The organism is Vibrio sp. R11-SG3-ISO9 (assembly GCF_059834255.1).
In genome coordinates, this window is sequence record NZ_JCBDGU010000043.1 from 332,175 (window position 1) to 357,342 (window position 25,168).

The 25,168-nt window shown below is 45.0% G+C and carries 22 protein-coding genes; 8 read left to right on the top strand and 14 right to left on the bottom strand.

Features of this window, described 5'->3' with window-relative positions:
* Position 1: 1 nt before the first annotated feature.
* Together AC6R05_RS15090 and AC6R05_RS15095 are read right to left on the bottom strand one after the other, a co-directional pair.
* The gene (locus AC6R05_RS15090) at positions 2–3,277 is read right to left on the bottom strand and encodes a mechanosensitive ion channel domain-containing protein (RefSeq protein ID WP_500647879.1); all 3,276 of its coding nucleotides are present in this window, start codon (positions 3,275–3,277) and stop codon (positions 2–4) included.
* Between the two features lie 190 nt (positions 3,278–3,467).
* On the bottom strand, positions 3,468–3,704 hold the full coding sequence (locus tag AC6R05_RS15095; RefSeq protein ID WP_150868878.1) for a VPA0252 family protein: 237 nt from the start codon (positions 3,702–3,704) through the stop codon (positions 3,468–3,470).
* 280 nt (positions 3,705–3,984) lie between these two features.
* Here AC6R05_RS15095 and AC6R05_RS15100 point away from each other — a divergent pair, with 280 nt between their 5' ends.
* Positions 3,985–4,869: a LysR family transcriptional regulator gene (locus AC6R05_RS15100; RefSeq protein ID WP_500647952.1), complete on the top strand. Its 885-nt coding sequence runs from the start codon at positions 3,985–3,987 to the stop codon at positions 4,867–4,869.
* 180 nt (positions 4,870–5,049) lie between these two features.
* Positions 5,050–5,796 carry a hypothetical protein gene (locus tag AC6R05_RS15105; protein ID WP_500647880.1) on the top strand — a complete coding sequence of 249 codons (747 nt, stop codon included), beginning with the start codon at positions 5,050–5,052 and terminating at the stop codon, positions 5,794–5,796.
* Positions 5,797–5,853: 57 nt separating this feature from the next.
* Here AC6R05_RS15105 and AC6R05_RS15110 read toward each other — a convergent pair whose 3' ends face one another.
* The 5 genes from AC6R05_RS15110 to AC6R05_RS15130 all read right to left on the bottom strand — a co-directional run bounded on the left by AC6R05_RS15110 (position 5,854) and on the right by AC6R05_RS15130 (position 11,908).
* Positions 5,854–6,381, bottom strand: a complete 528-nt coding sequence (locus AC6R05_RS15110) for a PqiC family protein (protein WP_500647881.1) — start codon at positions 6,379–6,381, stop codon at positions 5,854–5,856.
* Complete coding sequence (pqiB, locus tag AC6R05_RS15115) at positions 6,381–8,006, bottom strand: intermembrane transport protein PqiB (RefSeq protein WP_500647882.1); 1,626 nt, start codon at positions 8,004–8,006, stop codon at positions 6,381–6,383. The genes AC6R05_RS15110 and pqiB overlap by 1 nt, the downstream gene beginning before the upstream one ends.
* A 24-nt stretch (positions 8,007–8,030) precedes the next feature.
* Positions 8,031–9,278 (bottom strand): PqiA/YebS family transporter subunit, encoded by a 1,248-nt coding sequence (locus AC6R05_RS15120; protein ID WP_500647883.1) that lies wholly within the window; start codon positions 9,276–9,278, stop codon positions 8,031–8,033.
* A gap of 194 nt (positions 9,279–9,472) precedes the next feature.
* On the bottom strand, positions 9,473–10,822 hold the full coding sequence (locus AC6R05_RS15125; RefSeq protein WP_500647884.1) for a polysaccharide lyase family 7 protein: 1,350 nt from the start codon (positions 10,820–10,822) through the stop codon (positions 9,473–9,475).
* 216 nt (positions 10,823–11,038) lie between these two features.
* On the bottom strand, positions 11,039–11,908 hold the full coding sequence (locus AC6R05_RS15130) for a LysR family transcriptional regulator (RefSeq protein ID WP_500647885.1): 870 nt from the start codon (positions 11,906–11,908) through the stop codon (positions 11,039–11,041).
* Between the two features lie 110 nt (positions 11,909–12,018).
* Between AC6R05_RS15130 and AC6R05_RS15135 the strand changes: the two genes are divergently transcribed.
* Both AC6R05_RS15135 and AC6R05_RS15140 read left to right on the top strand, forming a co-directional pair.
* A complete protein-coding gene (locus tag AC6R05_RS15135; protein WP_500647886.1) occupies positions 12,019–12,390 on the top strand; it encodes a YybH family protein in 372 nt (123 codons plus the stop codon).
* A 290-nt stretch (positions 12,391–12,680) separates the two neighbouring features.
* Positions 12,681–13,412 carry an HAD-IIB family hydrolase gene (locus AC6R05_RS15140; RefSeq protein ID WP_500647887.1) on the top strand — a complete coding sequence of 244 codons (732 nt, stop codon included), beginning with the start codon at positions 12,681–12,683 and terminating at the stop codon, positions 13,410–13,412.
* Between the two features lie 35 nt (positions 13,413–13,447).
* Here AC6R05_RS15140 and AC6R05_RS15145 read toward each other — a convergent pair whose 3' ends face one another.
* The 5 genes from AC6R05_RS15145 to AC6R05_RS15165 form a co-directional block, all read right to left on the bottom strand.
* Positions 13,448–13,660, bottom strand: a complete 213-nt coding sequence (locus tag AC6R05_RS15145) for a TIGR02450 family Trp-rich protein (RefSeq protein WP_150868887.1) — start codon at positions 13,658–13,660, stop codon at positions 13,448–13,450.
* Between the two features lie 125 nt (positions 13,661–13,785).
* Positions 13,786–15,996, bottom strand: coding sequence for a TonB-dependent siderophore receptor (locus AC6R05_RS15150; protein ID WP_500647888.1), 2,211 nt, complete (start codon positions 15,994–15,996; stop codon positions 13,786–13,788).
* Between the two features lie 313 nt (positions 15,997–16,309).
* Complete coding sequence (locus tag AC6R05_RS15155) at positions 16,310–16,774, bottom strand: DUF2846 domain-containing protein (protein ID WP_150868889.1); 465 nt, start codon at positions 16,772–16,774, stop codon at positions 16,310–16,312.
* A gap of 240 nt (positions 16,775–17,014) precedes the next feature.
* The gene (locus AC6R05_RS15160; protein ID WP_500647889.1) at positions 17,015–19,462 is read right to left on the bottom strand and encodes a molybdopterin guanine dinucleotide-containing S/N-oxide reductase; all 2,448 of its coding nucleotides are present in this window, start codon (positions 19,460–19,462) and stop codon (positions 17,015–17,017) included.
* Between the two features lie 24 nt (positions 19,463–19,486).
* Positions 19,487–20,581 (bottom strand): NapC/NirT family cytochrome c, encoded by a 1,095-nt coding sequence (locus AC6R05_RS15165; RefSeq protein WP_500647890.1) that lies wholly within the window; start codon positions 20,579–20,581, stop codon positions 19,487–19,489.
* A 317-nt stretch (positions 20,582–20,898) separates the two neighbouring features.
* Between AC6R05_RS15165 and AC6R05_RS15170 the strand changes: the two genes are divergently transcribed.
* Positions 20,899–21,174: a nitrogenase-stabilizing/protective protein NifW gene (locus tag AC6R05_RS15170; protein WP_500647891.1), complete on the top strand. Its 276-nt coding sequence runs from the start codon at positions 20,899–20,901 to the stop codon at positions 21,172–21,174.
* A 73-nt stretch (positions 21,175–21,247) separates the two neighbouring features.
* Positions 21,248–22,372 (top strand): M14 family metallopeptidase, encoded by a 1,125-nt coding sequence (locus AC6R05_RS15175; protein ID WP_408692253.1) that lies wholly within the window; start codon positions 21,248–21,250, stop codon positions 22,370–22,372.
* A 100-nt stretch (positions 22,373–22,472) separates the two neighbouring features.
* Here AC6R05_RS15175 and AC6R05_RS15180 read toward each other — a convergent pair whose 3' ends face one another.
* Positions 22,473–22,829, bottom strand: a complete 357-nt coding sequence (locus AC6R05_RS15180) for a hypothetical protein (RefSeq protein WP_032552154.1) — start codon at positions 22,827–22,829, stop codon at positions 22,473–22,475.
* A 276-nt stretch (positions 22,830–23,105) separates the two neighbouring features.
* On the opposite strand from AC6R05_RS15180, the gene AC6R05_RS15185 reads away from it, so the two are divergent.
* Positions 23,106–24,338 (top strand): DEAD/DEAH box helicase, encoded by a 1,233-nt coding sequence (locus AC6R05_RS15185; RefSeq protein WP_500647892.1) that lies wholly within the window; start codon positions 23,106–23,108, stop codon positions 24,336–24,338.
* Between the two features lie 306 nt (positions 24,339–24,644).
* The gene (locus tag AC6R05_RS15190; RefSeq protein ID WP_032552151.1) at positions 24,645–24,866 is read left to right on the top strand and encodes a hypothetical protein; all 222 of its coding nucleotides are present in this window, start codon (positions 24,645–24,647) and stop codon (positions 24,864–24,866) included.
* Positions 24,867–24,972: 106 nt separating this feature from the next.
* Here the strand turns inward: AC6R05_RS15190 and AC6R05_RS15195 are convergent, their stop codons facing one another.
* On the bottom strand, positions 24,973–25,140 hold the full coding sequence (locus tag AC6R05_RS15195) for a hypothetical protein (protein ID WP_167332348.1): 168 nt from the start codon (positions 25,138–25,140) through the stop codon (positions 24,973–24,975).
* Positions 25,141–25,168 lie beyond the last annotated feature (28 nt).

The window sequence follows — 25,168 nt, forward strand, 5'->3', positions numbered from 1 at the left end:
ATTAACTTGGCTGATTTGGCCAATCACGAACATGAATGTCCATTTGTGGGAAAGCAATCTCGATGTCGTTTTCTCTAAATAGCTTATCAATGTTCTTGTTAATCAAGTGAATTGTACTCAAACGGTGTTCAATCGCAGTAATGTGCACACGTAGTTCAAAGTCTAAACTGCTAGCACCAAAGGCAAGGAACACCACGTATGGAGATGGCTCTTCAAGAACCAGTGGGTTTTCACTCGCGATTTGGTAAAGCAGTGATTCAACCTTTTCGACATCGGTACCATACGCGACACCAATTGGGATCACGACTCGTGTAACGGGATCGGTCAAAGACCAGTTGATCAACTTCTCGGTGATAAACACCTTATTAGGCACCACTATCTCTTTGTTATCCCAATCGATGATCGTCGTTGCACGGGTCTGTATCTTACTGACCGTTCCTGATAGTTCATTGATCGTCACGATATCACCAATCCGGATTGGGCGCTCAAACAGGAGGATCAAACCGGAGATGAAGTTGGCGAAAATTTCTTGTAGACCAAAACCCAAACCGACACCAAACGCCGCCACCAGCCACTGCAAACGAGACCATTGGAAACCCAGCATCGCAAACACCGTCAGCACACCGCCCACCAAAATCAGATACCTAAGGAGCGTGGTAATGGCATAACCCGAACCCGGAGCAAGGTCGAGACGCCTTAAGATAAGCAGCTCTAACACACCAGGTAAGTTGCGAACGCCGACCATAGTCACTAGCAGCGTAATCACCGCATAAATCAACGACTGAATGGTAATGTCCACCAGCCTTGCTCCGGCTTCAGTGGTTTCGCTTACCTGCCAAACGACAACATTGTTGAGTTGGCTCGTCATCTCTAGAGCGCTCGACCACAAAGTTAACAACGCAATCACGAGCCCAATTAAAGATAACCCTCGAAGCAAAGTAATCGACTGTTCACTGACTTGCTCACTGTCCAAAGCACGTTCTTCAACATCAGGCATAGATTCTCGGAGCTCTGCCAATTCCGGTGGCTCGTCAGCTTGCTCTTGTTGTTGTGCAATCAATTCTTCTCGGCGTTCCAGTAGTCGCTGATAGGTTAACTGTCGATGCTCAAGCTTGAGGAAGCGCTCGGCAAGCTGATAGATAAACAAACCACCTAGAATCACGAAAATCGTCAATTGCTGATAGATCAACAGTACCCAAGATGCGACATATAAACCGACAATCGCCATTGCAAGAATCCCAACGAACGAACCCAATACCACAGCACGAATCACAAACAACGATACACCTTGGTTGAAGGGCGAAGGGAACGTGGAAGGCAGGTGCTGCTTTTTAAGCAAAGAGCTGTATACCGCCAACATAGAGCCGATAAGTACCAAAAACAAGACACGGGAAATTTCAGCTTCTTTTGAACCCGCTGCGAGTTCTGCGGCGTAAATCGCGACTAACAACAAAATCAATGGCCAGCGGACGCGCTTAGCACCCGCATGCAGATATTCACAAATGTAACTTGGCCAACTAAGGTGCAGGTCGAGCACGCCTTTAGGAGAGCTCAGTGAAAATATCACCTCAACCACAAACAATCCCGTCATCGCCGCAAAAGTGATGGTTTTAATCTCTTCTGAACTGGAGATCGGCCATAGCCAATGGACGATATACGCCGTCATGCCAAACCAAAGCGGTAAAGCTATCGCCCGAAGAGAAGCCATAAGAGACAAAATCAGAGTAAATCGGAATTTATCCTTAAGCGGATGTCCAAATATTTTTTGATATTCCAATCGGCGACTAATTGCTCGCTTGGAGAAACGGATATAAAGAACAAACAATGTTGCACTGTAAAATGCGACTAACGAGCCAACAGTGATAAGCTGCTCTTTGGTTAGCTGCTGAAACCTTTCGATAAACGGACGTTGATCCCCGAACCACACCTCATGCTCAAAGCTGGTCAGGTGTTGCCACAACGGAACATTACTGCGGCTCCAAAGTTGCTGTTGTTGTAAAAAGGTGCGAGCGCCATTCACTTCTAACACATACTGGCTTTTAGAGGTTTGAAGTTTGCTGAGTGCGACGATCAGCTTGTCGTAACTATCGGTGAGCTGTTTTAAAACCAATTGAGTCAACTGGCTCAACTCATCTACAGGTTCAGTGCTTTGCTGGATCTCAGAAACCGACTTGCTCACAGCAAAGTCGTCTAAGGTTTGCCCTATTTCGTACTTTCTGATGTGGGCATTAGCAATGCTATTCGGGATCTCACTGCTATCGACCACAGTGGGTAAGCGTTGCAGTTGCGCACGAATAGAATCACCAAAAGCGGTGCTATCTCGCAACCAATTCAGGTTATCTTTAATTAAACGAAGCTCACTGGTTAGGCTTCTTCGCTCTGAATCGACCTCATGAACCGTGATTCTCGCTTGGTCTATCTCCACCAGAACTTGTTCTAACTCTTCGGCGAAAGTCGTTAGTCGATCCAATCTTTGTTGCTCGGGCAGTGTTAGGCTATCTCTTTGATCTCTTAGCTTATTGGTTTGATCGATAAGCTCGCGCACCGAAGCCTGCTCTACTTGGGTAAGTCGTTCTTGAAGATCAATAACCAAGGGCGCAGCAAGCTTGATCTTACGATCCAGTAGCTGGCGCTCCAGACGAACGATTTCGGTTCGCTCATCTAAGCTTTGCAGCTCAGCGGCAAGGACTTCACGATCCAACTTCAAACTCGTTAAATCACTTAACTCCAGCCACTGATCAATAACCTCTCCTTTGTCGCTCTTCGCCAAGTTGGCTTTTTCAATCTGCCTATCAAGCTGAGCCAAACTGCGCGGCAACTCTGTTCGAGCTGTGCCCAGTTGTTTAGCTTGCTCAGATTTAGTTTGAAAAGAGGTTCGCCACTCCACAAGCGCAGCTTGCAGCGATGCAATGGATTGAGAAAGGTCGCTAAACTTAACCAGTTGATCGGTTTTGAAGATATCCAGCGACTCAACGCTATTGATACTCTTCATCAAACGTTCGCGCTGAACAGGAAACTGGGTGATGGCTTTTAAGTATTCATCACGCTTATTGCGTTTTTCATCAAGGCTCGCCACCCGAGCTTTTAGAGTCTCATATTGACCGATGAGCACTTCGTTCTTGGGGTTTTCAGCACTCAGCTTAGTGATTTCACTGTCGATGTAATCCAGCTCCGGCAGTGCTTGCGCCAGAACATTCACCGATGCCATCGTGATAAACAAAGTCAGTATCCACAACATCAAGAGGTTTGATGGTCGACTTAGCCTCCAATTGAACACACTTTTCTCCCTATATTAGGCAAACGAAACTTACCTAAGTGTAGGAACAATTTGCCTATTCTGCTTTGTAATTCAATTAATTAGCTAAAAATAAAACAGCCCGCACATTTTCAGTGCAGGCTGCTGGATAAGACTATGAATTAACAAACAGATTGGCGTTTTCAGTTAACTAAATAACTCCCCCTCTCTACTAGTCACGACGACCATTTAGCACTGGCTCATGTTGATCAGCGTGCGATACAAAGCGTACTCCGCCATCGGACGCTTCATTACGACCTTGCAACTTTGGCTCAGGTGCGATGCGTTCAGACTGAACTTGGTTATTTGAGGTCGCGGTCATATCGATAGTACCCGTGTAGTTACCGTCAGCAGCAAAAGCTGTGTTCATTGAGATTGCCATTAGACCTAGTGCGATTAGCTTTTTCATACATCACCTCATTATTCTTAACTATGGTTCGTTTTATCGGCATCAATCGTTGTTTCAACTGTGTCTCTTGTGTTGATGCCGTTTGTTTCGATACCGTCCTTTTCGATATAAGTACTTTAGCGCTAACCCTTTGCTGTCACGAGGAAAACCAAGGTTTCCAAAATAGAAACTCCCTGTCCCCAGTTAACGATTCAACCAAATTAGATTTTGACCTTCCCTTGTCTTTCCGACTAATACTTATGATTAAGATGAGCGCATGGATGCGTATTCGGAGAAGGACATGAACACCAACCTCGATATTCAAAATATCTTAGTCTTAAAGAAAATGTACGAGCTTCGCCACGTTGGTTTGGTTGCCGACGCTTTGGGGAAGACATCAAGCGCCATAAGTAAAAACCTTTCAAAGCTCAAGACCCAGCTAGACGACCCATTGTTTATTCAGACCAAGCAAGGGTTTGAACCGACCTCATTTGTTGAGGCGAATATTCAGCACTTTGAGAGCATCATTAGCAGCATAGGTTTAATCAAGCCTGAAGGGTTTGCCCCTGAAACCTATCAAGGCTCAATTAAAATTTATGCCAACAACCATTTCTGGCAGCAGCTGGGGGATAAGTTGTACTTAAAGCTGTTGAAAGAGGCGCCCGACGCTAAGGCGTCATTTCTTCACTGGGATACCAATGCCAGAAATCGCATCATTGATGGTGAAGATGCCGTCGCAGCACACTACTTTGATGAAACACTTCCCCAATCTATTGCTCAAACTGAGTTTGGTCGTGGTTCTGTGGTCTTTTTCGTTCGTAACGACCACCCTGCCACTGATGTTCACAGCTTAACGGACTACCCTGTTGTTCTGCACAAGACCGCAGGTTGGAACGACAATAAGTACCCACTCATCGAGCGCCTGAGTAATATCGGATTTCAGTTCACACCCAAGGCAGAAGTAACACATCCACAAAATGTCCACGATATCGTTCTACAGACAGACCACTTCGGAGTGACAACCAACGGTAGCGTTCCGGAAGGTTGTCGGAGTATTCACTTGCCTCAAGCGCTGAATATCGAAATCAGCTACGTGATGAGTTGTCGTCGTTCGCAACAACAAGACCCATTGAACCAATGGTTATTCAGAGTGCTCAAAGAGACTATTGCCGACAATCGGAGATAGAAGTGCAGGTAAAGCCACCACCGATAAGCACCGCTAATGACTGATATATGTATAGCTACTTAGAAACGAATAACACTTATCAATAATATGACCGCATCAAAAGGACGTCAGCAATGAGTTTGATTTCACACACTCATTCGCACGATTAGGGACGCCAAATAATTCAGAGAGTGCAGTCACATGAAAAAGAATGCTTTATTAACCGCTATTGTCGTTGCTTTATTAGCTGGATGTAACAGTTCAGACAACTCATCGCCTGATCGTGATACCACACCAGGTAACCCAGGCATACCAGCTCTTCCTGGTGGAGGTGATGACGGTGGTAATCAAGGTGGAGACCAAACTGACCCAGATGGCGATCACGACCTAAATCCTTCTAAAGATCCGCTGATTATCGAGGCAGCTCAGCGCTGGGGCACAACTTATGAAGAGATGTATGATGCTTGCCAACTTTGGACTTGTAATTTAACAGGCTTAAATGAGCGTATTACCTTCACCATTGAGCGTGATACTGTACTTCTTGAAGGTTCAAGCAAAATCGTATTCACTCTGTCTGATAACAGACATGACCTTTGGCCAACATTTACTTTTTACAGCGATTTAATTGGTCGTAAAGATATCGACATTGAGCATGTCGACTCAACGTTTGATTACAGAGAGTTAGACAGCATACAACGTGAAGGCTCCACGCTGCTCGGCTGGAAAACCGGTTCAGACAGCTGGGCAACACAAGATCCACGTAACTGCGACAACGTGTACTGTGCTTACCTTAAAACCTCTTGGTTAGAAAACGCACTGCATGCATCAGCGATGGCAGTCTATCGATTGGATGGCGAAGTGACAGCAACGCAGCGTACGTACATCGCAGAAGAGGAATTGAAAGCCTTATTCCCAATCTTTAATGCTAATTTCCCTAGCCAGTATTAAATTGAACGGCCCCTGATCGTTGAACACCAATTATTAGGGGCTTTTTGAATATTAGAATTAGTGCTTTTGATGATTAGCGCTTTGGTTTAATTGCGACTGTATATCTGCGAGCACCTCATCCAGCCCTTCCCCTAAAGCTTCGACAAGCGATTCATACCCCGACTCTTTTAATGGCGTATTAGATTCAAATTCCGCTCGTGCCAGTTCCACGTCTTGCTCGCTCAATACCCAAGTTCCTTTTATTTCAGCATTGCCAGTGTAAGAACCGTTGAACTGATCAAAAGTAATGATCAACTCTTTATCCGAGTCTCCACTGGCATCGGAAGAGTCAATACGCTCTTCAAGTAACCCTTCAAGGTTCTCAGCCCACACATGCTTACGCGCAGCAACCAGTTCATTTTCAGACTTGCGATACGCAATGCCGATGGTGTCGAGATAATCAGGCAAGTCGACTCGCGTTTTCACCTTAAAAACGGGTTTGTCCAATGTACTCTCTGGCAGGAGATAGGCATGAGTGCCGTCAGTGGGAGAAGAGCACCCTAAAAGCCCGAACGATACAAACAGTGATATAAATAGTTTTCTCATTATTCCACTCCCTTAACTGGAATCGGATCTTCTTCCACATCGCTACCAAACACCAACGCATTGGGTTTGTCGTTTAGTACTTTGATCAAAGGGCGAAGCTCTTTAAGCACATGCTCTAACTCTTCAGATGCGCTAATGAGCTGTTTATAAGCATCCGAATCATCATCATAGCTACCTAGTGTTGCTTCAAGTTGCTTCATGGTTTCACTGATGTCTTGTGGCAAGGCTTTAGTGCCTTCGCTATCAAGCAGTTCATCGATACTCTTCAGAGTACTGTCTAACGACGCCAGAGAACCATTTAGGTTAGCGATTGTGGCGTCTAGCGGAAGCTCATTGACCTTATCTAGGAAATCGGTGATCTGTTTTTGAATTTCCGTTAAGCCACCAGCCACAACTGGGAACACGGGATAACCATCAAACTCTCTTGGTTCGTAAGGCTCTTCGTCTTCATAAAAGTTAATATCGACAAACAGTGCCCCGGTAAGAAGGTTACCCGTTTTTAAGGTTGCTCTTAGCCCCTCGCCCATTTGCAGTTTGACGCGTTCTGCAAAGGCTTCGGCATTCACGGCTCTGAACACTTCAGAAACTCGTTCAATTTCGAGCTTAATAAGAATAGGGATACGGTTGGAAACCTTGCCTTCTTTGTCCATACGTATCTGCAGCGGCACGGTATCCACCGTACCAATTCGCACCCCTCGATACTCTACCGGTGCACCTTTTCTTAACCCACGGACCGACTCTTCGAACAGCAGTACGTAATCAAGTGACGTGGTATATTTCCCCTCTACTACCGCGTCGTAATTATCATAAAGCGTGTACTCTTTTAGGTTCTCTTTGATTTGAGCCCCCGGTTTAATGCTCTCCGCCACATCAAAACTTACCCCACCAGTCAAAATACTCTCTATCGAAGCAAAGTTGACATCTAAGCCATTAGCACCAAACCTCACATCAATGCCAGAAGAGAGCCAAAACTGTGTTTTTTCGAAGATGAGCCCATCATAGGGAGCAAAGATGAACAGTTGATATTTGCCCTCTTTCTTTTGATAGTCGAAGCTGGTTTTCTCTACCCGCCCTACCACAAAACCATGATGCAATACCGGTTCACCAACCGCGAGTTGATTCGCTTTCTTATGAGAGACAACCACCCTGATCCCTTTAGTATCTGGACCTGCTACTGGAGGTGTATCTAACACATCAAACCTCAATTGGTCTTCACTCGATTTACCCGGTTTCAGCTCGATGTACGAGCCCGACAAAATAGTCTCAAGCCCACTAATACCATCGGTTCCGACATGCGGCTCGACCACCCAAAACTGAGTTTCAGCATTGATCATACGAGACGCTTTTTTGTCTATTTGAGCTTTTGCAATGATGTATTCATAGTCTTCACTCAGAGCGACATCGGTAATGGTACCCACATGAACATTCTTGGATTTAATCGCCGTTTTGCCCGCTTCAATACCAGACGCATCCGGTAAGATCAAAGTGATCTCCGGCCCGCGATTATTGAAGTATTGAAATAGCATCCAACACCCCACCAAAACCGCAATGATTGGCACAATCCAAACGGGCGACAACTCGCTTTTTTTGGATACCTTCGCATCCGACGTACTTTGCTTTTCCATGTGCTCCACACCTCTTTGAGGAGATTACTTCCATATAATTCGAGAATCGAAAATCATCGCTGACAACATCGTAAATATGACAACTGCCGCAAACGACAGCGCCGCAGGGCCAGGGTAGATCGCCATAACGCCATCCAATTGAACCAATGCCACCAATATTGCGACGACGAAAATATCTATCATCGACCAACGACCAATAAATTCCGTCACGCGGTAAACCTTAAGGTAGCGATTCGCCTTTTGCTCACTGAGCCCACGCACCCTTTTGGCGTTCCAGTACAGATAAGCCAAAGCGACCATCTTTGCCATAGGGATAAACACGCTCGCAATAAGAATGATAAGTGCCACAGGGTATGAACCCATATTCCAAAGTAAGATGACCCCTTCCATGATGGTTGAACCTTCACTGGTTCCAAATGCAGAGGTATACATCATCGGATACAAATTGGCTGGGATATAAAACACGACTGACGTGAACAACAACGCCCACGCAACTTGTAGATTTTTAACTGGCTCAAAACGATGCAAATGAGTGTTGCAACGGGTGCAATGGTGAAGGCTGTCGCTGTACTGGTGTACCTGCCCACAGACATGACAAGCAAGATGCTGCTTATTTTGAAATACGCTCCCGACCATTGGTTCTTGCGAGGCATTGTTTGGGACTAAGCGATCCCACAACCAATCAAAATCGACTAAAGAGATCGTCTTAACCACCAGCATGGCATAAATACAAAACGCCCAAAACGACAAGCCCATCGAAACATCCGCCAAGGCGGCTATCTTAATCAAGCTCACTAACACACCAATCAAGAACACATCAACCATCAGCCACGGCTTCGCCCAACTCAAAGATTTGAGGGCCAGAAATGTAAATCGGTGGGAGGCGTAATTGATTCGTTTGTTGCGCTCTACCAAAACGCAGAACCACAATGAAAGCACTAGAAAGTAAGCCGGTAAAAGAATTACCGCCAAAAACAAAAGTAAGGCTATCAAACTGTTGTCCATACGATTCATCATATCAACAGCTTGGTATAGCGTGATTTGCTGGCTAATACCTTGAACACTAAATGACATGTAGGGGAAAGTAAGGCTCATGATTAATGTAATCAGACTCGCCAACGCATAAGCGATTACGCCCTGCTGTTTATGATGCCCCACACTCGATAACGTATGAGCACACCTTGGGCAAGACGCTTCGCTACCTGCGGGCAACTCTTCAAACTGACTAACCAGTCCGCATTCATGACATGACTTAGTAAAGCGCTCAGGCAAAGACGTTCCCTCTCAATATTAATACGCAACTAGACACTCTAGGTAAATATAAGTAAGGGTTGGATTTTTTGCCAATTAGCATGTGATCAAAGGAGATCAATAGATTCAAAGTAAGAAGTGAGAAGATAAGAAGGAGGTGACCCATCGCCACCTCCACATTAAGTAGTCAGAGTTTCGTATTGATTGAACAAAACCTAGTTGTGACTGTTATCAAGCTGATAGAAAGTCACTTGGGCATAATCACTGTCATTGCTCGTATTATCTTGTAGGTAGATACCCGCTTTGAAATACATGTAGTTATCAGCATCATCATAACCGCTGTTTTTCATATCGACTTCTTTGGCTGCAAGCTCAGTCCCATTCTGACTGATGATTGTGATCAGTTTGTCGCCTTCCACCACAATCGAGTATGAGAAAGTCTCATCCAAGGCAATACCATCACTCGGATTACTTAGACTATTCAAGTCACCATCAGACGTAACCATGTTACCCAATAAGTTGTACCAAGTTTCATCACCACCTTTAGACTTTGAGGTTTCATGAGCAAAGTAGATAGCACCTTTGTCGTTGTTTGGCAGCTTATGGTAGTACAGGCGAATCGGTTCATTTTTCTCGGCGTGGATTTGACCGACCACGATTCGGCCTACTTGCTCAGTATTAGAAGTCGTTGTCGTAACATGATTGACTGCTAGCGTTGCGTTTAAACGTCCATCAATTCCGCCAAATGCCGCTTGCTCACTGGATGGGATAGAAGAGAACGCCCAGTTATTCTCTTTGCCAGATGTTGAGTAAGACGTATCACCACGGCGTAGCATTTCACGCAGCTCAGTTCGCACATACTTAGTACCGCTTGATGTGGTAACCCCTTCCACTGGCGTATAGAAGACCAAGCCACCATCACTTCCAGTGTAGAAAAACTCATCTTCGTAGCCCGCGTCTAGCGTGTTCTCTTTGATTGACGTCGCGTAACCGTCGCCCTCATCGACAGGAATACTCACGTACCAATCCAACAGGTCAAAGTTGTCTGAAGGTGGAGCATTGGGATCTAACCCAAAATCTTGTCCATCGTTGCCATGAACTTGTACTTCGGTAATATTAGTCCACACACTCTCAGCACTGTTTGAGAATACCTTGATGCGAACCCAATGTGCTTGAACGTCTTGCACATCATAACTCTCAAAATCGGATGTATTACCACCGCTGTACCCGTAGTAGACCTTATCCCAACTGCTAGAGCTTTCGTCAGCCAATGCACGAATCTCGAATTTATAGGTCTGTTGTTCGCCTTTACCCCAAGCGATCTTAACGTCTTGAACATTTTGAACAGACCCAAGATCGAGTACCAGATTAACCGGAGCGTTTTGCGCAGCCCAGCGTGACGACCAATCGGTGTCACCATCGATAGCGTTTGAAGCAGGATAAGAAGAGTGTGCCCCACCCCAGTCCGATGCCGATTGAATATTTAGCTGCTCCGCAGCAACAGAGCCTGAAAGCAGCGCAAACATGACAGCACAAGATAGTGGTTTGCAGGGTTTAAAAATCATACAAGTCTCCATGATTTGTTTCACGTATATTATTTTATTCCATAGATTGCACAGCTTCCTCTGTGCAACGGAAGATAATATAGATGAAGATTTGTACGACAAGTTGGTTAAATATCACAATAATGAATTATTGTATTACAAATACTATGATGTGTGATATCACTCATCTTTATACTCAGCAGATCATGTATGTTTGCACTTAGAAGTTGAGATACCTCAGTTAAACAGCTCTTGTGACAAACGTTCTTCCAGTGAGTGAATACATAGGGAGACAGATGGCGGAGTATGGTGGGTATATGGATTTAGAGCATAAACCGTGTTCATGGGTAACTGATGATTAGGCATAAGATTAACCAGCTCAGGTTCTATTTGTTTTAAATAGAAATCTGGTAATACACCGATTCCCGCCCCCGCTTTTATTAGAGCGAGGCAACTATGAATGGAGTTCGTAACGCAGCTTGCCTGTTTGCTGAAATCCACTGCCGCTTCAGAATCTGAAGTAAAACTATGTTCGATATGCCTCCCTTGCCAGACATTAGCGATATACGGTAGTTCATCAATAGGCTGATTCTGCAGAGAAACCACACCACACAGTTGATCTCGAAATCCTCCGAGTCGTTTTTGCTTTAACGTACTATCTGGAGAGTTGCCGACACGAATGGCTAGGTCGATATCATTACTCATGAAATCGAGTCGTTTGTCATCACTGATTAGCTCTGGCTGCAGTTTAGGATAACGTTTCATTAGATCCGCAATCACTGGAGCCACCAGCACGTCCATCAAGGCGTTAGGTGCGGTAATGCGAATGCGCCCTTGTGGTTCCTCTTGCTCTGCTTGCGCCATTTCCCAAGCTGAATCCGCTAAGCTATTAAGATCTTTACAGCTTAAATAAAACCGTTCTCCCATTGGAGTAAGGGTTTGCCTGCGCGTTGTTCGCTTTAGTAGTGAAGAACCGAGCTCTTGCTCAAGTTTTTTTAGATGTTGGCTCACTACAGATTTTGAAAGGCCGAGCTTCTCAGCAGCAGCGGAAACCGAGCCTTGTTCAACAATATGAGCAAAGATCGACATCTGTCTCAGCTTGTTCATCTTATTGTTCTCTTTTTATAAACAGTTATTTCTATTATCTCTGTTTTTCAAATTAAAGAGTAGTTTTAAACTTTGTCTTAGTTAACCAACACGACACATCGGAGAGAAAAATGAGCAATCAAGTATTAGAAGCGTGTAAGAAAGGTATCGCGGCTTGGCAAACAGCATTCAACAACCAAGACGCGCAAGGTTGTGCCGCTCAATATAATGAAGATTGCGTGATGCACGCTCGCCCGTTTGGCGCATTCGAAGGTCGCGAAGCAATTGAGGCTTTCTGGCAGGGCATCATTGACCAAGGTTTCAAAGATGTCGATTACACCGACGTAAAATGGGAAGAGCACCAAGATGGCGGATACATTCTGACTTCGAGCTGGACAATGAATAAAGCGTTTGGCGTAGTGCACCGCGAACACTGGGTTGTGGAAGAAGACGGTCACGCACGCTTGATCAGCGATGACTTTGAAGTACAAGGCGAGCGCTAACCTTAAATAGGTAAAACTGCCGAGAATAGGTATTACGACCAAAATCGTTTAAGAGGCCGATCACTTATATAGTGGTCGGCCTTTTTCACATCATGTTTTCTAGGTGAAATGTGCTCCTCCCAATTGTTCCATTTCCTATTACGTCCTTTGCAGACTAATCTCTCGCCGAGTGTGACACTCACGGCAAACTGATCTTTTTGCTCTAAAGTGGCGTAATCTGACCTTGTTATTCGTAACTTAGTAAGCCAACCTTAACTAGTGGGAACACAATTTTTAATGGAGTAAAAACAATGATTAAGATGTTAGTGTGTGATTTTGATGGCACCTTGGACGGTGGTTCATCTGACGGGGTCAATCAATTGTTTGACTACTTAAGCGATCAGCCTAGCATTCGATTTGTTATCGCCACAGGTCGTACGTTGCCTTCCATAAAAGTTGGCTTAGCCTCGGATAACTACCCAACACCACACAGTATTATCAGCGACGTCGGAACCCAGATTCACCATCATCAACCAATCCAGCAACCTGATACACATTGGCACCAACGACTAAAAGCAACGTGGGATAAACATAAAGTTGAACAAGCGTTGTCTGGCTTCGACTTTATGGGGAAATTGGATCCCAACCATCAAGGCGACTATAAAATCACATATGAGGGATCATTAACTGACCACCAAAGACAGCTTATTTCGAGTGCGCTCATAGCTCATGGTGCACAGGTAGATCTAACCTACTCTCACGATTGGTACTTGGACGTCACCCCGAAGAACGTCAACAAAGCCTCTGCTATTCACCACCTATTGAAACAGCACGACCTAACTATTGATGAAGTGTGTGTGGCGGGTGATTCCGCGAACGATACCTCAATGCTGACCATCGATGGCGTTAACTCAATTCTGGTGGCCAACCACTACCCAGAAGTCGCTCACCTCTCGCAAAGGGACAATGTTTATACCAGCAAAGCGACTCATGCAGCAGGGGTGTTGGAAGGGCTTCAATACTGGCAAAACCAACCTAGATAACGCTCAGATACACTGAATCAAACGGAGCAAAAAGGTTACTTCCAGCCCATTTTCCACAAACTATTGTCGGTGAGGTCATGCCAGTCGATATCACGAGCACGCTTTGTCATCACTGCTTCAAGAACACACCTTACAACCACATCTTCTTCAAATTCCATTTCAGTAATCATGAAGTGCTTTTCACGATTGACGGGGGTTACGGCTGTCCACTTACTGTGCAGTAGCTTCTTAGGGTTGATTCTGTTCATAAAACTCTCCTTTCTTCTAGTTTTATCTATAAGCTTCAAGGAGTTATTCGGATCACTTAGAAATAAAAAAAGCATGGTGACCAATCATCACCATGCTTTATTACCTGCTAGATTTTAAGCCCCAATTACCAATCGTAAGTTAAGCTCGCGATAACGTTGCGACGGTCGCCGTAATAACAGTAATAGTTACAGGTAGCGACGTACTCTTTATCAAACAGGTTTTTCGCCGCGACTTGCAGTTTGTAATCCGCGAATCGGTAGCTTACCGTTGCGTCGTAGAGGGTATAAGACGGAACCTTATTTTGCTCGAGGTTATCGCCATAAGTTTCGCCAATGTATCGAACACCACCACCGATGCTCAACCCATCTAAAGTACCATCAAAGAATTGGTATTTCGCCCAAGCGGAACCAATCATGTCTGCCACTTGTGCTGGCGTTTTACCCACTTGATTCTGATCTTGGTCTTTGGTGATCTCAGAATCTAAGAACGCTAAGTTACCAATTAGAGTAAGTGACTCGGTTACATTAGCCACAGCACCCAATTCCACACCTCGGTTACGAATTTCACCAATCTGGTTGACTTGGTTACTACCAGTGATTACATCCACCACATCCTTCTTCGTCGCTTCATACACCGCAACATTGAACTGACCCTCAAAACTCTTAGGCAGGTATTTCACACCCGCTTCGTAGCTTTCACCACGTTCTGGCTTCGCCGCTTGATTAGCAACAGAGGTTTTAATGATAGGCTCAAAAGATTGTGCATAACTAAAGTAAGGTGTGAACCCTGCCGACATCGCATACGCAACACCTAAATTGGTTGTCCATTCCTCGTAATCCGCTTTGTGATTACTACCTGTTGTCTTATTGGACTGTTCATTAGAGGTATCGTCGTAGCGAAGCCCTGCTTGGACAATCAAATCATTGAATCGAATTTGGTCTTGAACATACAGCCCTAACTGACGGTTCTTAGTTGTATTGTTCTGCAAGTCAGCATCAGTCATTGGCTGGAATGTTGTAGGATTTAGCAATACAACGTTGTTCGTATAAGTTGGGTTGTAGATATCAAACAGAGGATTGTTAATACCCGGTGGTATGGTCGTGTTGCCATCTGCCACTAGTGGATCGAAGGCATAGTCTTGGCTATCAATATCAATAGCTTGATAGTCAACACCAGTGAGTAATGTATGTTCAACAGACCCAGTTCTGAATTCAAAGACCAACCTATTGTCGACATTAAACGCGTCTGATTGCCCATCCTCTGTCGAGGCCTGACGCAAGATCGTTTTTCGCTCTCCAAGAGGATCAAGTCCAGCGTTTATGTCTTGAGCATAACCTAAAGAATAAATCTGCTTTAAGTTGATATCCATACGGCTATAACGTACCGACTGGCCGAAGCTCAGTGCTGAATTAAACTCATGATTAAATTCATACCCTAACGAGAGTTGTTGACGCTCAAAGGTTTCCCAATCTGGATTACCTACCGCGGTACTATCTGAGATTTTACCATTTGGGTTATCTGTTAGCGTGCCTTCCATCGGTAAGAACTGCAAGTAGGGGTCGGAATCATCTTCTTGGTAACTTGCTAAGAACGTGATGTCGGTTTTATCGCTCATCTTCCACGTCAGCGATGGCGCAACCATAAAGCGTTCCGCCTCAACGTCATCGACCTTGGTGCCATTCTTTCGACCAAGCGCCACTATGCGGAAAGCCACATCATCATTCACCTCGGTGTTCACATCGAGTGTCACTTGGGTGCGGTCAAATGAACCAACGTCTATGCCTACTTGACCTGAACCACCATCAAATTGTGGGCGCTTGCTAACGACATTAATCAGACCACCTGGTGGGTTTTGCCCATACAGCACAGACGCAGGGCCTCGGAGTACTTCTACACGCTCCAAACCAAATGGGTCAATTTGCCAACTGTAAAAGCCCGCGGAATACAGTCGCGTACCATCTTGATACAAGCCTGTCCCTGCTTGTTGGAAGCCACGTACGACAAACCAGTCTTGTTTATTATCTTCACCGTAATAGTTAGTCTGAATACCCGGTGTATACTGAAGTGCATCAGAGATACTGATAGAGGCACGGTCATCCATCTGCTCACGTGTCACCACAGAAACTGCTCTAGGGGTTTCATGCAGGGCAAGCGGCGTTTTAGTTGCGGTTTGACTTTTCTCGCCAACATAACTGAAGTCCGGTCCTACCGCATTGTCATCGACCTGCTGACCTATCACGACAACCGTTTCATCCTCTTCTGCATGAACAGCTCCTCCACCAAGTAATGCAGTCACTGCAATTGAAAGTGGGGTGAGCTTAAACTGCCACTTCATCATTCTCTCCTTAACTAAATCCACACAAACAACAAGTAAATACAAATTATTATCATTAATATTCACATCACGAATTGTAACAGGAGAAAAATTAATGTGAATTTATAAATCAAGATGATATGAAACAAGTGATCAACAGCACGTATAATGAGTTGACTATGCTGTTAAAAGTTACGCCTGGGGAGCAGAGATAGTTGAGAAAGATCGATAAGGGTTAGAGGAGCAAGATATATACGACGAATTGAGCCATGATGACTCAATCCGTCCCAAAGCAACTGTAATTAAATAGAAATACCATCACATCAAATGTCGGTTACATAGAAGTACACGTACCTTGGATAGCAAGATCGGTCTTAGTAACTTCAACTTTACCAGTTTGCTCTTCTACTTGCTCTAAAGCTGCACCGCCAACGAACACACCCATTTTGATGTATTGCTGAACGAAATAGTTACGACCTTCTTCTGTATACAAAGTTAGGTCGTTGGCTGAGAACTCGGATTCAGTACTGATCGTATGTTCTTGGTTGCCTGAAACTTGCTGGTAAAAGAAAACACCAGGTGCAGTCTCACCAACGCAATCGCCATTAATGTAGACATCTTTTTTCAACGCAGCGCCGACTGTCGAGTTATCACGATATACATATACACCCGCCATACCCTCTGCAGGCTCAGCAAATTGCTTCAATTTAGTTGACTCAGCCTTATCTGCGGTCGGAACCGTCGCACAACCTGATAATACTGACAGTGCTACTGCACTAAAAATTAGCTTAGTTTTCATTTGTTTACCTTTTGCCAAATAACAATTATTTATAATTCGACAAAATGATATACATACAAACTTATGAATAATTTTCATTTTATAAAAATCGCGACATGCCTAACACAATGCGACAATCTCTCATTTGTAATTTATAAACTCGTCACATTGTTACGATTTAATACATACTTAACCTGCTGTTTTTAAAATAAAAAAGCCAGCATTAAGCTGGCTTGGATTCAACAGATTGAGTTATTTCAACTAACCGTTCTTAGGTGGAACAAATGCTGTAAGTTCAAGAGCCGGACCTGTGTACTTCTCAATCTTCACGAGTGCAGAGTTCGCTGCACAGCCGTTTGCTAGACGCGAAGTTGGAATATCAAGCGTTAGTACGTTTGCACCGCCGTTCTTACACAAACCAGTCGCTTTATCTAAGTCTGGCCAGCCACCTTCGTGGATACAAACAGCACCTTGCTTAATACCATCAGTCACGAGGGCACCAACAAGAACTTGGCCGCGGTCGTTAAATGCTCGAACTAGATCACCCGTTTTGATACCACGCGCTTTTGCATCTTCGGTATTAATTGAGATTGGCTCACGGTTAGCAATTGCGTACTCGTCACGGATCTTCGCGTAGTTGAACTGACTGTGTAGACGATGTGCCGCGTGCGCTGTCATTAGCTGCAACTCGTCACCCTTAGCTTTACCAAAAAACTCTGTCGGTTCCATCCATGTTGGGTGCGCCGGACAATCTTCTAGTTTGTAGCCCTCAATCGTTTTCGAATAGATCTCGATCTTACCTGAAGGTGTACCCAGTGGATTCATCACAGGATCTTTACGGAAATCAGCGTGACGTACGAACTGAGCTGCTTTCTTGTTGAACTTCATTTCAATCAGTTGGTTATCGTCCCAGAACTTACCGAATTTAGGCATACGAACACGCGCTTTCTTACCCGCTTTCTGAGCGTCGTCGTAGAAGCCTTTGAGCCAAGCCATCTCGTCTTTACCCTCGGTAAACACATCACGACCACCCGCTTTGATCATTTCGGCCATATCAGCAAATACATCAAAGTCATTACGCGCTTCACCTTGAGGCTCAACAACTTTCTTCATCGGCACTAGGTGCTGGTTAGAATAGTCACCCGTCATGGTCATGTCGTTACGCTCGAACGAAGTCGTGATCGGTAGAACAATATCACCGTGCTTCGCCGCAGCCGTCCAGTAAATCTCGGAGATAACCACCAGCTCAGGTTTTTGCCATGCATCAATCAAACGGTTGGTGTCTTGGTGGTGGGTAAAGTTACCGCCGCCTGCCCACCAAATCATCTTGATGTCTGGGAATGTTAGCTCGTGACCATTGTGCATAAATTTAGCACCAGGGTTTTCCAACGCTTCCACAATACGTGCAACAGGGAACGCATTCACCGCCCCCGATACCGCCCAGTCGTTGCCCGCTGAAGAGCCACCACCAATAGATGCAGAGATTGCGGGAAGTACACCAGCGTCGCGCGTTGGGTTACCGCCGTTAGAGTAGTGGTAAGAAAGACCGAAACCACCACCTGGCAGACCAATCTGACCCAGCATTGCTGCAAGCGTTACGATCATCCAGTGGCGTTGCTCACCGAATTGTTGACGCTGGATACCCCAACCCGCCATTAGCATGGTGCGGTTTTGGCTGAAGATGTCGGCGAGTACTTCCATCTGTTTCGCTGGAACACCCGTGATCTCTTCTGCCCATTGTGGTGTCTTCTCTACACCGTCCTCTTTACCCATTAGATAGGCTTCGAACTTATCATAGCCAGTGGTGTAAGTATTCAAGAACTCAACGTCGTGTTTGCCTTTCTTAACCAGTGAGTGTGCAATACCCAGCATCATCGCCACGTCAGTCATTGGGCGTGGTGCAATCCACTGTACCGCATCACCAAAGAATTCAATCGTCTCTGATTTCATTGGGTCGATAGCAATGATCGTCTTGCCAGATTTCTTCAGTTGGTTAAAGAATTCAAGGCCAGAACAGTCCGTTGAACTCCATGCAATCTTCAGTGTGTTCAATGGGTTCATACCCCAAAGAACCACAACATCAGAGCTCTCTAGAACAACTGGGTGTGTCGTTTGTTGTTCGTATACTTCAATAGAACCCATAACGTGTGGCATGATCACTTGTGCGGCACCCGTTGAGTAGTCACCTAAGTGACCTGAATAACCACCTGCCATGCTCATATAACGTTGAAGCAGTGTTTGCGCTTTGTGTAGGACACCACTTGAACGCCAGCCGTAAGAACCAGCAAATACAGATTCTGCACCGCTCTCTTTACGAATACGCATGTGTTGCTCATGAATGAGCTTGTAAGCCTCATCCCAAGAAACACGTACGAATTCATCATCACCACGCTTGCCTGTTGGGGCTGAAGGGTTTTCTAAGAATCCTTTACGAACCATTGGGTACTTGATTCGGGCCTTAGTATGTACTTGATCTGGGCCCGTGGTTTGTAGGCTGTTTGGCACCGTTTGAGCGAGCGCGTTGGTCGTTGAAACCAGCTTGCCATCTTTCACTTCACAGATCATCGGCCCCATGCGACCAGCAGTAAGAACCCCTTTACCACGCTTATTAGCCGCTGCCGCTGTCATCGGTGCTAGCGACGTAAAAGCGAGAGCTCCGGCTGCCATACCTGTTCCTTTAAGGAATCCGCGACGAGTAATATCAGTCATTGTTGTTATCCTTTCGTTTCTTATTTAGTGGCCAGCCACATCTTTTGCGTGGTTCTGGAAGAATTTAGTAAGAAGTTCTAAGTCTTCAGATGAAATATCGGTACGATCGCCCATGCCTTTCGCTACAGGTCCCCAAGCATTGACAGTAAAGTGACCCGCTGGAATCTTCGCGTGACAAGTTGAGCAGTAGACGTTGTCGAGCTCTTCTGCGTAATCCCAGATAGGTTCAAGTGAATCCAATACATCTGCATCAATCTGCGCGGTGATCACAGCGGTACGCCACTCATTGCCGTACTCATCAGCATGAAACTCACCTGCATCAACCGCATTTTGTCCCGCTTCGGTTAGCATTGCGACGATAGCGCGTTGACCTTCGCCGTAGTAAAGTACTTGCTCTGCACCTTTCATTTGGTAAGCGTGAAGCTCAACTGTTCGCTCATTGCCTTCTACTGATACAACGTCCAATTTTGCAGTTGGATTGATAGTACCTAGGTCACCCATCTCAATGGTTTCTACTGGGTAAACCACCTTCGCTGAAGGGTCGGTTTTCTCAGTGAACGCCATTAGGTTATCGAACGCTTCGCTATCCATTTCTGGTTCCGGTGCGAAGTGAGCAACACCTTTATGACAGTCGATACAGGTTTGATTGTTTTCTTGAGCGTATGCGTGCATTTTTGCTGCATCTTCCGACTGCTCATAGCTATCCATCGCATCAAAGGTGTGACAAGAGCGGCACGTTGCTGAATCACTTTTACGCAGTTGCGCCCATACCGTTTCGGCCATCGCCATACGGTGCTCTTCGTACTTTTCTTCGGTGTCGATCTTTCCAGTGACAAATTCGTGATAAATGTCCTTAGACGCTCGAATTTTTGTGATTACGTAGTCAATTGGGTCCGACGGAATGTGGCAATCTGAACATTCAGCGCGGATACCTTTGGCGTTACTGAAGTGAATTGAACCTTCATACTCTTCGTATGGGATCTGCATGGTGTGACAAGAAACGCAGAATTCTGTGCTCGATGTGTAGTGCATGACCGCAGCCGTGCCACCTAACGTCAACCACCCAATTCCTATGCCTATCGCCGCGATAACAGCGATATAACGTTTTTTAATAGACATATTTAGTAATCATCTTTAACAATTGGTTGCAATTGCGATCAGACTAATACTTTAGGGGTAACTCTTATTGATTTGCGTCATAAATTATCATTATTGATAATAAATATGGCGTACAGTGAGAGCTAAGTTCAACATTTCCACCTTCATGAATTCGCACCCAACATATTTATCAATAGAAGCCCTCACATCCTATAAAATTTCAAAATGACATTAGATTCATACCTCATAAAAAAGCGACTTACTCACGTAGTGATATCAAGTTAAAAAGCCGTTAAATGAGCTAGAGTTCACGGTCAGTGAAATAGTATGAGAAGACCATGAGCCACCCTGAACTTTTGCAGAAAATTGCTAGTTTTGACCGTATTGAGCAAGCGCTGGAGTATTTTGAGATCGGATTTGACAGTCGATTCATTGCAGAGAACCGAATAGAGTTAGTGAAACGCTTTAACGGCTATCTAATTTTGACCAAGCCGGATGATTGGTTTTCAGGACGAAGAGCACTCAAAAATGCGTATTGTAAGGTTCAACGCAGTAAACTAGACAAACATACACGTGCCGCTTGTCGCGGTTGTACATCTTGCCAGCGCCGCTGAGCCTTTCTGAGTAGTTTGCTTGAAATGAAGTGTGCTAATCTTAGTGCAACTCAACCACGAGATAATAACTACAATGAAAATTTTCAGTAATTTCGAAAGCGGCAATATCAATGTCGTTAACGCAGATGCTCCACAAAACATCCAACTGACTATCCCAGCAGATAAGCACACTGACATTGCACAGTGGTTTCACTTCCGTTTAGAGAGTGAAGCACAAGTTTCTCACCATTTTGAAATCCAAGGCTTAGCAAAGTCAGCCTACCCTGAGGGTTGGAAAGACTACGACGTTGTTGCTTCTTACGATCGCGAAGAATGGTTCCGTATTCCAGCAACGTTTGATGGCGATACAGTTAAATTCGACATCATCCCAGAGCATGAATCCATGTTCTTTGCCTACTTTGCACCTTACTCTTATGATCGCCACCAAGATTTGCTGCACAGTGCTCAAACGCATCCTGCTTGTAAGCTTGAAACGCTAGGTGTGACTAATGACAACAACGACATTAGCCTACTGACTATTGGCGAACCAAGCCCAGAGAAGAAGAATATCTGGATCATTGGTCGTCAACACCCTGGTGAGACGATGGCTGAATGGTTCATTGAGGGCTTCTTGCAGCGCCTGCTTGATGAAACAGACACGGTTGGCCGTGCCCTACTCGACAAGGTTGTGATTCGCGCAGTGCCAAACATGAATCCAGACGGCAGTATCCGTGGTCACTTACGCACCAATGGCTTGGGTGTAAACCTAAACCGCGAATGGCAAACACCATCCATGGAGCGCAGCCCAGAGGTTTACCTCGTTCGTGAACGCATGTTAGAGACTGGCGTAGATATGTTCTTGGATATTCACGGCGACGAAGCCATCCCTTACAATTTTGTCGCGGGTAGTGAAGGCATCCCATCTTACGATGAGCGTCTAAAAGGTCTTGAAGAACACTTCAAACAAGCACTGTTCACTATTACACCAGAATTCCAAGACGAAGTTGGTTACGATAAAGATGAACCGGGTAAAGCAAACCTAACTGTGGGCTCAAATTGGGTTGGTGAGCAATTCAAGTGTCTTTCTTACACGGTTGAAATGCCATTTAAAGATCATATTAGCCACGCAGACGAGCTTTACGGCTGGTCACCAGACCGCAGTGTGGCATTTGGTCACGATATGCTTGCTGCAGTATGGGCAACAGTACCAAAACTGTAATCCGTTTAGTCTATTTGCGGATAACTCTATAAAGTTATTGCAGTTATAAAGACAAAAAGCCCGAGAGTTATTTCACTCTCGGGCTTTTTAATGTTCTCAACTATGCCGCTCTTAAACTTGCGAAAAATGCGGGATAGCGTTGGCGGATGTGTCTCTGCTCCGAGACCATGTCTTTAAAGCTCGGGCCACGAGACAACTGAATGATCACTTCATTGCCATCAAAGCGTAAAACCGCACCCGATACATCAACGCGCTTTTCATCATGCAGATCGAGTGTACCCGCCATGGAAAGCCCACGATAAAAGTGACTGACATTTCGTGTCATAACACGCACGCCTTTCTCAGATACCTCACTCACTTGAAAGAGCTCATCTTTGATACGCATTATCGGCCTCGCACCTTTTGGGTACTTCAAGCGATAGTACTGGCGCTTTTGGGTAAAAGACCCGTCACTCATTTATCTGTCTCCCTACACGTGGTGCCAATCAAGCACTTAAATCAATATCCACTTAATAAATGAACATAGCACAAATCATCATTAGAATTAATTATCGGCAGCGCTCGTCAGACCTTTAGTTAAAACATCGACAAGTGTTGAGACAGAGTTCGCATTCCGTTCATCAACATCTATTTGCACGCAAAGGCAAACCCAAGTTGCTTTGATTCGCTAAAATGATTCACTCAGACAATGTCCACTGTTAGACTCCCCATCCACTTTTAATTGGTTCCCACTATGACGTTTAAATCATTAAACCTGTGCTCTGAGCTTATTGATGCTCTGCCTAAAACGCTTCAACAGCCAACAGAAATTCAGACAAAAACGATCCCTGTGATCATCCAGAAAAGAGATTTACTGGCGTTGGCTCAGACTGGCAGCGGCAAAACGCTTGCATTTGGCTTGGGTGGGCTACACAACCTAGACAGTAACGTCGAAACAGTTCAAAGCCTCATTGTGGTGCCAACGCGTGAACTCGCCAACCAAGTTACTTCTTCCTTAGAGCCATTTGCGCGAGCAGTCTCCATTCGTATTGCAACTTTAATTGGTGGCATGAGTGAAGAGAGTGTGAAGGATGCTCTAAATAGCAGACCACAAATGATCGTGGCGACGCCTGGCCGTTTAGTGTCTCTGATTGAACAGGGTTCACTATCACTGTCACAGTGCCAAACATTTGTGTTGGATGAAGCGGACCGCCTATTAGACATGGGATTTTGGCCTGACGTTCAAACGATCAAGAAATCTTTGCCAGCAAAGCATCAGACTCTACTTTTCTCGGCAACACTACCGACAGAGCTTGAGCAACAAGCTGATGCCCTGCTGTTCAAGCCATTGAAAGTGAGCGTGCACCAAAAAAACAGTGTCGCTGAGAACATCCAAGAGACACTGTACTTAGTCAACAAAGGCAGTAAGCCACAAGCGCTTATCAGCCTATTGCAACAGCACACAAACACCCAGGCTTTGGTTTTCATTGGAGCCAAGGACAACGCCGATGCTCTAACGAAGAAGCTCAAAAAAGCCAAACTCAACGTTGAAGCGCTACACGGCAACAGGACTCAAGAAGAGCGTAGCCAGATCCTTGACGATTTCAAACACGGGAAAATTGAAACGCTTGTTGCGACCGATGTAATGGCGCGTGGTATTCATATTGACGCTCTACCTCTAGTCATCAACTTTGAGCTACCGATGCATTCAGCAAGTTATGTCCATCGTGTTGGCCGTACCGCTCGTGCTGGATCCAATGGCCATGCTATTTCGTTAGTAAGCCACAGCGAAACGGATGCTTTGAATGCAATTCGTCAGTTGACTGAGCGAACCTTACCAGTTCAATCATTAGAAGGCTTCCCAGTAACAGACAGGCCTGCAGCTGAAGGGACACAACGTAAACGCCCACCGAAAGACAAACAAGCCAACCGTCGCACTGCCAAAAAAAAGAGTATTAAGCAATTTAAAAGTAAGAGCTCACGTTAAACAGTTCAGTCGTTACTGCCAGATTCGGTAAATCGCACTTTTAACAAAAATAGAACTTTCACCCAAAGCCTGGTTTCGAACTGGGCTTTTTTACATCTGAATCTCTAGAAATAGTCACCTCCACTCATATAAAACATCTTATTTTGACGCTTAACGAAGATCTGTTTTAAATTACATTTTTATGAATAAAGCACTCAACTGATTGATTCCTCGTTGGTCAAAAAAAATACTTAAAAATCGCGTTGACGGTCACAAAACCACCAACTAGATTTTTCTATTAGTGTCTATAACCAGGAGGTCATTGAAATGAAACGTGCTAGCTCTGCATACCGATTACAACTGATTAAAGAAGTAGCAACCCGACGCGATCGTCAACGTTCTAATGACCCGATGGCTAACTACATTCAAACGCTATTAGACAATAAAGATGAGAGTGATAGTTCTGTTGAACGTAATCACCGATTCAGTGGTAATCACTTTGATGAGCATATTGGTGGATGGGTAAGCGATCACTGGGGATCTAAGTAGATTTAACCCGAAAAGCGATAATCTCGAGCCTAAATGCATAAAAGCCACCGCTGGGTGGCTTTTTAGTACTTAATCATAACCTTTGCCTTTGGCTTTCATTTAAGGACTACTGGAAGGGCATATCCGATAGATGAGATAACACTTCCATTTGCTCTTCTTCGGTCATACTGTGCCAATCACGCGCGACTCTTTCTGGGTCATCTTTATCTTCTAGGCGTTCCTTGTCGAGCGATTTTATTGGCTTGCTCTTAATTTTGCTCTCTTTCTTACTCATACCAACATCATCCCTTCTGGCATCGTAG

Excerpts from the sequence above, each read along its gene's own strand:
- AC6R05_RS15095 (WP_150868878.1), bottom strand. The coding sequence starts at position 3,704 with ATGAAAAAGCTAATCGCACTAGGTCTAATGGCAATCTCAATGAACACA.
- AC6R05_RS15100 (WP_500647952.1), top strand. The coding sequence starts at position 3,985 with ATGAACACCAACCTCGATATTCAAAATATCTTAGTCTTAAAGAAAATG.
- AC6R05_RS15105 (WP_500647880.1), top strand. The coding sequence starts at position 5,050 with ATGAAAAAGAATGCTTTATTAACCGCTATTGTCGTTGCTTTATTAGCT.
- AC6R05_RS15110 (WP_500647881.1), bottom strand. The coding sequence starts at position 6,381 with ATGAGAAAACTATTTATATCACTGTTTGTATCGTTCGGGCTTTTAGGG.
- pqiB (WP_500647882.1), bottom strand. The coding sequence starts at position 8,006 with ATGGAAAAGCAAAGTACGTCGGATGCGAAGGTATCCAAAAAAAGCGAG.
- AC6R05_RS15125 (WP_500647884.1), bottom strand. The coding sequence starts at position 10,822 with ATGATTTTTAAACCCTGCAAACCACTATCTTGTGCTGTCATGTTTGCG.
- AC6R05_RS15130 (WP_500647885.1), bottom strand. The coding sequence starts at position 11,908 with ATGAACAAGCTGAGACAGATGTCGATCTTTGCTCATATTGTTGAACAA.
- AC6R05_RS15135 (WP_500647886.1), top strand. The coding sequence starts at position 12,019 with ATGAGCAATCAAGTATTAGAAGCGTGTAAGAAAGGTATCGCGGCTTGG.
- AC6R05_RS15140 (WP_500647887.1), top strand. The coding sequence starts at position 12,681 with ATGATTAAGATGTTAGTGTGTGATTTTGATGGCACCTTGGACGGTGGT.
- AC6R05_RS15145 (WP_150868887.1), bottom strand. The coding sequence starts at position 13,660 with ATGAACAGAATCAACCCTAAGAAGCTACTGCACAGTAAGTGGACAGCC.
- AC6R05_RS15150 (WP_500647888.1), bottom strand. The coding sequence starts at position 15,996 with ATGAAGTGGCAGTTTAAGCTCACCCCACTTTCAATTGCAGTGACTGCA.
- AC6R05_RS15155 (WP_150868889.1), bottom strand. The coding sequence starts at position 16,774 with ATGAAAACTAAGCTAATTTTTAGTGCAGTAGCACTGTCAGTATTATCA.
- AC6R05_RS15160 (WP_500647889.1), bottom strand. The coding sequence starts at position 19,462 with ATGACTGATATTACTCGTCGCGGATTCCTTAAAGGAACAGGTATGGCA.
- AC6R05_RS15165 (WP_500647890.1), bottom strand. The coding sequence starts at position 20,581 with ATGTCTATTAAAAAACGTTATATCGCTGTTATCGCGGCGATAGGCATA.
- AC6R05_RS15170 (WP_500647891.1), top strand. The coding sequence starts at position 20,899 with ATGAGCCACCCTGAACTTTTGCAGAAAATTGCTAGTTTTGACCGTATT.
- AC6R05_RS15175 (WP_408692253.1), top strand. The coding sequence starts at position 21,248 with ATGAAAATTTTCAGTAATTTCGAAAGCGGCAATATCAATGTCGTTAAC.
- AC6R05_RS15180 (WP_032552154.1), bottom strand. The coding sequence starts at position 22,829 with ATGAGTGACGGGTCTTTTACCCAAAAGCGCCAGTACTATCGCTTGAAG.
- AC6R05_RS15185 (WP_500647892.1), top strand. The coding sequence starts at position 23,106 with ATGACGTTTAAATCATTAAACCTGTGCTCTGAGCTTATTGATGCTCTG.
- AC6R05_RS15190 (WP_032552151.1), top strand. The coding sequence starts at position 24,645 with ATGAAACGTGCTAGCTCTGCATACCGATTACAACTGATTAAAGAAGTA.
- AC6R05_RS15195 (WP_167332348.1), bottom strand. The coding sequence starts at position 25,140 with ATGAGTAAGAAAGAGAGCAAAATTAAGAGCAAGCCAATAAAATCGCTC.